Origin of the sequence: Paraburkholderia sp. (assembly GCF_035948235.1) — a bacterium.
Lineage (GTDB): Bacteria > Pseudomonadota > Gammaproteobacteria > Burkholderiales > Burkholderiaceae > Paraburkholderia.
Genome location: NZ_DASZJJ010000304.1, coordinates 1 through 9,380, shown reverse-complemented (window position 1 = coordinate 9,380; position 9,380 = coordinate 1). Strand labels below are relative to the sequence as shown.

Annotated in this window: 3 protein-coding genes; all 3 read left to right on the top strand. The window is 67.6% G+C overall.

Annotation, left to right across the window (positions count from 1 at the left end):
- A partial coding sequence (locus VG320_RS27165) for an SDR family NAD(P)-dependent oxidoreductase (RefSeq protein WP_327203165.1) occupies positions 1-7,452 on the top strand: 7,452 nt, incomplete at its 5' end.
- Entirely contained in the window at positions 7,449-8,375 is a 927-nt protein-coding gene (locus VG320_RS27160) for a UDP-3-O-acyl N-acetylglycosamine deacetylase (RefSeq protein ID WP_327203164.1), read from the top strand. The genes VG320_RS27165 and VG320_RS27160, both read left to right, overlap by 4 nt.
- Positions 8,376-8,415: 40 nt before the next feature.
- Positions 8,416-9,380: aminotransferase class I/II-fold pyridoxal phosphate-dependent enzyme (locus tag VG320_RS27155; protein WP_327203163.1), on the top strand; the 965-nt coding region annotated here is incomplete at its 3' end.

Genomic DNA, 9,380 nt, shown 5'->3' with positions numbered 1-9,380 from the left:
GACGATGTCGCGGGTTTCGACGCGGCCTTCTTCGGCATTTCGCCGCGCGAGGCGACGCAGATGGACCCGCAGCAGCGTCTGCTGCTCGAACTCACCTGGGAAGCGTTCGAGGACGCCGGCGTGCATCCCGAGGCGCTACGCGGCAGCGATTGCGCAGTTTATGTCGGCGTCGCCAGCACGGACTACGGCAACCGCAATATGGACGATCTGAACACGGTCGATCCGTATTCGGCCACGGGCAACACGCTTTCCATCGCGTCGAACCGCATTTCGTGGGTCTACGATCTGCGCGGGCCGAGCATGTCGATCGATACGGCGTGTTCGTCGTCGCTCGTCGCGCTGCATCAGGCCGTGAAGGCGCTGCAAACCGGCGACGCCAGCATGGCACTCGCGGGCGGCGTCAATCTGCTGATGCACCCATACGGTTTCGTCGGTTTCTCGAAGGCGTCGATGCTGTCGCCGCGTGGGCGTTGCCGCGCGTTCGACGCCACCGGCGACGGCTATGTGCGCGCCGAAGGCGGCGCGGTCGTGGTGCTGAAAACGCTTGAGCGCGCGCTCGCGGACGGCGACACGATTCACGCGGTCATCGCGGGCAGCGGCGTCAATTCGGACGGTTTCACGCAAGGCGGCATCAGCGTGCCGGGTACGCCCACGCAGGCGGCGCTGCTGCGCGAGGTCTACGCACGCGCCCAGATCGACCCGCGTACCGTCGACTATCTGGAAGCGCACGGAACAGGCACGGCGGTGGGCGATCCGATCGAAACTCGTGCGCTCGCCGATGTCGTCGGCGCGGGCCGCGATGCCGACAAGCCGCTCCTGATCGGTTCGGTCAAGACCAATATCGGCCACCTGGAAACGGGGTCGGGCATGGCGGGGCTGCTCAAAGCGGTGTTGTGCCTGAAGCATCGTGCGGTGCCGCGTTCGCTCCACTTCGAAAAGCCGAACCCCAATATCGATTTCGCTGGCGGTCATCTGCGCGTGGTCGAGCGCATGACGCCGATTGGCGCGCATGGCCGTGATCTGGTGGTCGGCGTCAACTCGTTTGGTTTTGGCGGCACCAATGCGCACGTCGTGCTGACCGAGGCGCCGGCGCAACAAGTCGAAGTCACTTACGCAGCACAAACGCAAGGCTTCGCACCGCTCGTCCTGACCGCGCGTTCAGAGCGCTCGCTGGCGACGCTCGCCGCCCGCTATCTGGAGCGTCTCGATGCAGGTGATGTATGGGACGTGCTCGCAAACGCAGCCGCTCATCGCCGTCAATGGCTGGAGCATCGCGCGATAATTGCGCCCGCAACGTTCGACGAAGCGCATGCTGCGCTCACCGCGTTGGCGTATCCCGACGATACCGCCGCGCAAGGCGAGATCGCGCCCGCCGCGCTCGTCCACGCGCAAGTAGTCGCGGACGACGCGCCCATCGCGCTGGTCTTCTCGGGCAATGGCTCGCAGTGGGCGAGCATGGGCAAGCAACTACTTGCAGAAGACGCCGTGTTCCGCGCGGCGGTAGAAGAAGTCGACGCGCTTTGGTGCGCCGACGGCAGCGCGTCGCTCCACGCGATGCTCGCAGCCGGTGCCGATGCAGAGACGCTCGCCGCCACCGAACACGCGCAGCCGCTGCTGTTCGCGATCCAGGTCGGCATCGTGCGTGTGATCGAAGCGCACGGCGTAGCCTATGACGCGTGCGTGGGCCACAGCGTTGGCGAAGTCGCCGCAGCCTGGGCTTCTGGCGCACTGACGCTCGCCGACGCCGTGCAGGTCGTCAAGATCCGCAGCCGCGCCCAGGCGCTTACGCGCGGCACGGGCCGCATGGCTGCCGCGGGCATCGGCGAGGCCGAAGCGCGCGAAATGATCCTCCAGCAGGGCCTGACCGGCGATATCGAAGTCGCCGGTATCAACAGCGCGCAGTCGGTCACGTTGGCCGGTTCGCTTGCAGGCCTCGATGTGATCGGCACGGCTCTCAAGGCAACGGGCCGTTTCTTCCAGTTGCTCGATCTGGACTACGCGTTCCATAGCCGCCACATGAACGGCATCGAAGCGCCGGTGCGCGAGGGGCTGGCCGATATCGCGCCGCGCACCGCCACGCATCGCTATGTTTCGACCGTGACGGGCGCACCGCTCGACGGCACGTCGCTCGACGCCCAGTACTGGTGGCGCAATATCCGCGAGCCGGTCCGCTTTGGCGATGCCATCGCGCATCTGGTGGGCGAGGGCGTGCGTCTGTTCGTCGAGGTCGGCCCGCACTCGATCCTGCGCACCTACGTGAAGCAGACGCTCGCGGCGCTCAAGGAAACCGGCGCGCCGCTGCCGACGCTCAAGCGTCAGCACGATAGCGCCGCCACGCTCCATCGCGCGGTGCTCGCCGCCGTGGCGCATGGCGCGCGCGTGGACCGCGAGCGTCTCGTGCCTTTCAACTCAAGCGCGGCGCAGGCAACGCTGCCGCACTATCCGTGGCAACACGAACACTACTGGCTCGTGCCGACGATCGAAGGCTACGGCCTCGCGAATCGCCACCGCGAGCATCCGTTGCTGGGTTATCGCCTGCACGAGCACGCTTTCGGGTGGGAAAACCAGATCGATCCGGCGCGTCTGCCGTATCTGGCCGATCACGTCGTCGACGGCGGCGTGACGTACCCAGCAGCCGGTTTCGTTGAAATGGCGCTGGCGGCCGCACGCGTGTTCTTTGCGACCGAGACCTGCGCACTCGAAAACGTCGAGATTCGTCAGCCCGTGGTGTTCCAGGCGAATCACGCGAAGCTGTTCCGTCTCGTCATCGACGTGCGCACGGCGGCGTTCACGATCGAGACGCGCGAGCGCATGAGCGACGACGCCTGGTCGGTCAACGTGGTGGGCCGCCTGCTCGCGAGCGGCAACACGCTCGACGCCGGCAGCACGGTCGATCCGCATCTGCTCCAGGCGCTCTCGGCGCAACTGGCCGTCGATGCGCCCACGCTCTACGCCGCAACCGAGTCGATCGGCCTGACCTACGGCCCGGTGTTCCGCCGCGTGCAATGCGTGCGCGCTTCGGGCGAGGCCGTGCTGGCCGAACTGGCCGCGCCGCAACTTGCCGACGATGCCGATCTCGCGCGCTACAACCTGCATCCGGCGCTGCTCGATGCGGGCTTCCATCCGCTTTTCGCATTGACGGGCGCCAATAAGGGCGATCGCGCCGCGTGGCTGCCGGTGCAGTTTGGCCGCATCGACTACTTGCGCGGCGACACGATCCGCCAGGTGCTGGCCGTGGTCGAGCGCCGCAGTCCGCATTCGGTGGTGGTGTCGTTCCATTTCCTCGACGGCGCCGCGCGCGTGGTCGCGCGTCTCGCGCAATGCCGCTTCCGCCGCGTCGATCTCCAGGCGCGCCGACACGCTGCACCGTCGCGCTATACGTATCACCTCGAAGCGCGTCCGCTCGCGGGCGGCTTCGACGCTTCGGCGCTGCCGGCTCCCGAAGCGCTGCTCGAAGAGGCGCAGCGCGTGCTCGCCAACCACGGCGGGCAGGACGCGCAAAAGCGCCGCGCGATGCACCTGACCGAAGTGCTGCCGCTCATCGACGTGCTCGCAAGCGGCTACGCCTTGCGTGCGTTCGAAAAGATCGGCGCGTTCCGCACGCCGGGCCTCGCGTTTGGCCCGCTGCCGGAGCTGTCCGCGCGTGTGGCCGCGATGCTGGTCGAGGACGGTCTCGCGCGTCGCGAGGGCGATCTGCTCGTACGCGAGCCCGAAGCCTGCGAGGCGCTGCCGCCCGTCGACGAACTCTGGCACAGCCTGCTCGAACAATCGCCTGCGCACGTCGCGGAACTGACGCTGCTTGCCCATTGCGGCGCGGCGCTCCCGGCGCTGCTCTCAGGCGAGATGGCGCCAGAAAAACTGATGTCGCCGACCAGCAAGAGTCTCGTCGAGCACTTCTTCGAAGCCTCGCCGACGTGGTCGCATGTGCGTGCGCTGATCGGCGCGTTCGCCTCGCGTGCGGTGGCGGGATGGTCGTCGTCGCGCCGTCTGCGCGTGCTGGAAATCGGCCGCGCCGATGTGGACGTGCCGCGTCCGCTCGAAGTCGCGTTGCCGGCTGGGCGTTGCGATTACGCGATCGCCTGCACGGCGCCGCAACAGGCGGCGCTCGCGGCTGAAGGCGGGCACAACGCGCGTCTCGTCACGCTGGTCGCGGGCGAGCGTAACGAACGTCTCGCACTCCAGAGCGACGACGACGCACCGTACGACATGATCATCGCCAACTGCCTGCTGGCAGGGCAGCGCGATCCGCTCGCGGCGCTGACTGCGCTGCGCGGCTGGCTCGCGCCGGGCGCGTTCATCGCGCTGGCCGAGCCGCGTCGGGGCCGTTTCGCCGATATCGTGTTCGGCCCGGTACGCGCCGAAGCGGTGGCATCGCACAGCGCCGCCGAACTCGTGCGCCTGCTGGAAGCGGCAGGTTTTGTCGATGTCGTGTCGTTCGCGGAGCAGGGCTACGAGATTGAGGGCACGCCTGCGTTGATCGTTGCGCGCGCACCGATGCGCGTGACGACGGGCGTGCTGGAAGCCGCGCCGGTTGCCGTTGAGCCGACCAAGGCGCCGTGGCTGCTCGTTCATGCCGATGAAGACGCCCGCGTCACCGGCCTCGCACAAGCGCTACGCGCACACGGCGGCGACGTCGAACTCATTGCTCAGTTGGAAGTCGCGACGGCGCTGCATGCTGTGAGCGCCGCCCACGATGGCGCGCCGCTGCATCTCGTGTTCGTCGCCCCCGACGCCGTCTTGCCCGCCGACGCCGATGGCGCCGCACTCATGCAGGCGCAGCGCGCAACCTCGATTGCACTCGCGGGTCTAGTGCGTGAGTTGGGCGCATCGGCGTTGCCGGTGCAATTGAGCATCGTCACGCAGGATGGCGCACCGTTCGCTGACGCAGACCCTATCGCGCAGGCACCGCGCCGCGCCGAGCAGGCCACGCTCTGGGGCCTCGGCCGCGTGCTGGCGAACGAGCATCCCGAACTGGGCTGCCGCCTGATCGACGTGTCGGCATCCTGTGAGAACGCGTTCGAGTTGCTTGCACAGGAACTGCTGGCAGCCGATGTCGAAGAAGAAGTGCTGCTGAGCGCGCATGGCCGCTTCGTGCCGCGCATGCTCGACGCCGCGCAGGCGCAACGCCGCAGCGCGACCAATGGTGAAAGCGCACAAGGCTCGGTGCTCGCCTTCGATACCCCAGGATCGTTGCGTAACCTCGAATGGTTCGCGCAAACCTCGCGCGCGCTCGACGCCGACGAAGTCGAAATCGAGCCGGTCGCAACCGGCCTGAATTTCCGCGACGTCATGTACGCGATGGGTCTGCTCTCCGACGAAGCCGTCGAAACCGGCTTCGCGGGCGCGACCGTCGGCATGGAGCTTTCGGGCCGCGTGACACGCGTGGGCGCGAGCGTGACCAACTTCAAGTCCGGCGACGCCGTGCTCGGCTTCGCACCGGCCTCGTTCGCTACGCGTGTCGTCACGCGTGCGGGCGCGGTTACGCACAAGCCGGCGTCGATGACATTCGAGGAAGCCGCAACGGTCCCGACCACCTTCTTCACGGCCTGGTACGCGCTCGTCGAACTGGCGCGCGTGCGCGAGGGCGAGCGCGTGCTGGTGCACGGCGGCGCGGGCGGTGTGGGTATCGCGGCGATCCAGCTTGCACGTCTGCTGGGCGCGGAGGTCTATGCCACCGCAGGCAGCCGCGAGAAGCGCGAATTCGTGCGCCTGCTGGGCGTGGACCGCGTGTTCGATTCGCGCAGCCTCGCGTTCGCCGATCAGGTGCGCGACGCTACGGGCGGCGCGGGTGTCGACGTCGTCCTCAACTCGCTCGCGGGCGAGGCGATGGTGCGCAGTATCGACACGCTGCGTCCGTTCGGCCGCTTCCTCGAACTGGGCAAGCGCGACTTCTACGAAAACAGCCGTATCGGGCTGAGGCCGTTCCGCAACAACATCAGCTATTTCGGCATCGACGCCGATCAGCTCATGGGCGTGCTGCCCGAGCTGACGACGCGTCTGTTCGAAGCCGTCATGCAGCGTTTCGCGGATGGCGTGCTGCACCCGCTGCCCTACCGTCTGTTCCCGGCGGCGCGCGTGGAAGAGGCGTTCCGTTACATGCAGCAGGCGCGTCAGATCGGCAAGGTGCTGGTTGGCTATCCGGCGGGCACGCCTGCGCCTACGCGCGGTGTGGCGCATGGATCGAAGCAGGCGGGCGCGCTGCGCTGCGACGCTAGCGGTGCGTATCTCGTGATCGGCGGCACGGGCGGTCTGGGCTTTGCGACGGCGCGCTGGATGGTGGCGCGCGGCGCGCGTCACGTGACGCTCGCGAGCCGCAGCGGCACGCTCAACGACGCGGCGCGCGCGGAAGTTGCGCGCTGGCACGAGGAATCCGGCGTTCAGACGCATGTGGTGTCGTGCGACGTGACGAACGCCGCTGCGGTGCAGGCGCTGGTTGCGCAGATCGCCGCGCGCGGCACGCCGCTCAAGGGCGTGCTGCATTCGGCGATGCATATCGACGATGGCCTCGTGCGTAACCTCGACGATGCGCGTTTCGAAGCCGTGCTCGCACCGAAGCTTGCGGGCGCATGGAACTTGCATCGCGCGACGCTTAAGTGCGCGCTCGACTTCTTCATCGTCTATTCGTCGGCGACGACGGCGCTCGGCAATCCGGGCCAGTCGAGCTACGTGGCGGCGAACAGCTTCCTCGAAGCGCTGGTGGAGACGCGCCGTGCGGCCAAGCTGCCGGGCACCTTCATGGCGTGGGGCCCGCTCGACGACGTCGGCTTCCTCGCGCGCAACGAAAAGACCCGCGAGGCGCTGCAATCGCGTATCGGCGGTGCGTCGATCTCGTCGGACGAGGCGCTGGTCGCGCTCGAACGCGTGCTGATCGCAGGCACGGCGGGCGAGGCGGTCGTGCGTCTCGACTGGCAGGCGCTCTCGCGCGGCATGCCTGCCGCCGGCGCGCGCCGTTACGCCGCGCTGCGTACGCGCAATGCGAACGAACCGGCGAGCGATGGCAGTCAGCCGGTGCGCTCGCGCGTCGCGGCGCTGCCGCACGCCGAGGCGCTCGCGCTCGTCGAAGAGACGCTGCGCACGCAGATCGCGCGCATCCTGCATCTCGCGCCGGAGAAGGTGGAGCTTGAGCGTTCGGTGCTCGACATGGGTATGGACTCGCTGATGGGGATGGAACTCGGTCTCGCGGTCGAAGAAGCGTTCGAGGTCAAGCTCTCGGTGATGGCGATTGCGGAGGGCGCGACAGTGCGCACGCTCGCGGCGCGCATCGTCGAGTTGATCGAAGCCTATGCGGAGTCGGCGGATTCGCCGCTCGAAGCCCAGGCCGATGCGCAGAACGCTGCGCAAGCCGAAACGGCGGCAGCGCTTGCACGCAAGCACGCCATCGACGTCAGTGCCGAAACCGAAGCCGCCACGCCTGCCGTAGCGGGCGAGCGCACCGAGGAACTGGTCGAATGAGGGCGCCCGAAGGCTGGCGCGCCACCCAGGGCACGCTCGCGCACGAGCTGACGCTCACAGGCCACGGTCTGCACACGGGACGGCGCGTGAATGTGCGTATTCTGCCCGTGGCCGATGCAACGCCCGCGCATGGCATCGTGTTCCGTCGCGTGGAGGCGGGCCGCGAAGTCGCCACGCTGCGCGCCGACCCGGCGTTGCGCGAGGCGCAGCCGCTATGCACGATGCTGCGTGCGCGCGACGGCGTGCAAAAAGGCGAGGGCGTACGTACTGTCGAGCATCTGCTCGCCTCGCTGCTCGTATGCGGCATCGACCACGCTATCGTGGAACTGGACGCGGAAGAAGTGCCGATCCTCGACGGCAGCGCTGCGCCCTGGATCGAGGCGATCCGCGCCTGCGGGCGCATGGCGCTCGCTCAGCCGCAGCGCTTTGTCCGCGTGACGAAGCCGGTGGTGGTGAGCGATGGCGAAGGCTCGCAGCGCCGCGAAATGCGCATTGAGCCATGCGAGCGCTATGAAGTGCGCGTGCGCAACGACCTCAAGGGTTTTGGCGACATGCTGTGGGAAGGCGCGATCACGCCTGAAGTCTTCGCGCGCGAAATCGCGCCGTCACGCTCGTATGGGCGCGTGAAGTGGGCGCTGCCCGCCATCGCCGCGGGTTATGTGAAGCGCACGCCAATCCTGCGCGGTGCGCGGCTGTCGTGCACGGCCTCGATCGTGGGCAATCGCGTGATCGGCGGCATGCGTCTGCCCGATGAGTTCGTGCGCCATCGCGTGCTCGACCTCGTCGGCGATCTCGCGCTGGCCGGTGCGCCGCTGCTCGCACGCGTGAGCGCGCTGCGCCCGAGCCATGAAATGAACTGGCGGCTTTTGTCCGCGCTGCTCGCCGAGCGCGACGCGTGGACATGGGCCGAGTGCGACGCCTGAAAACGCACATACAAACGAACCAACAAGGAATCGCGCGCAGATGGGCGTAGGTGAAAAGATCCGGCAGCAACTAGCCGCCGCGGCGCTCAAGCGTCAACTGGAACGCGTTTCGAACGCGTCGACGCAGCCTTTGGATGTGCCGCAAACGGTGCCGGGCGCGGGCGGTGCATCGTTCGACGCGCGCGCGCGCTTCGAGGCCATGCCGCTCTTTCAGCAGGTCAAACTGATGAAGGAGATGGGCGAGACGCTGCGCGTGCAGTCGCCGTTCTTCCGCGTGCATGAAGGCATAGCGGGCGCGACCACGACGATCGGCGGGCGCGAATACATCAACTACGCGAACTACAACTACTTGGGCCTTGCCTCTGATCCGGCTGTGATGACGGCGGCGCAGGATGCGATCACGCGTTACGGCACGTCGGTTTCCGCAAGCCGCATGGTGGCGGGCGAGCGGCCCGTGCAGCGCGACCTGGAGCGCGCACTTGCCGACTTCTACGAGACCGACGATTGCGTTGCCTTCGTGAGCGGCCATGCGACTAACGTCACGGTGATCGGCGCATTGTTTGGTCACGGCGATCTGATCGTGCACGACGCTCTCGCGCACAACAGCATCGTGCAGGGCGCGCAGTTGAGCGGTGCGAAGCGTCTGGCGTTCGCGCACAACGACTGGCAGGAACTCGACAGCCTGCTCGCGCGCGTGCGCCACGAGTACCGCAACGTGCTGGTGGTGATCGAAGGCCTCTACAGCATGGACGGCGACTATCCGGAGCTCGAACGTTTCGCGGAGATCCGCCGCCGTCATGGCGTGTTCCTGATGGTCGACGAGGCGCATTCGCTCGGCGTGCTTGGCGAAACGGGACGCGGCATTCGTGAGCACGCAGGCGTCGCGCCGGAAGACATCGATCTCTGGATGGGCACGATGAGCAAGTCTCTGGCCAGCTGCGGCGGCTTTATCGCCGGCTGTCAGCCGCTCGTCGATATGCTGCGCCATCTCGCGCCGGGCTTTCT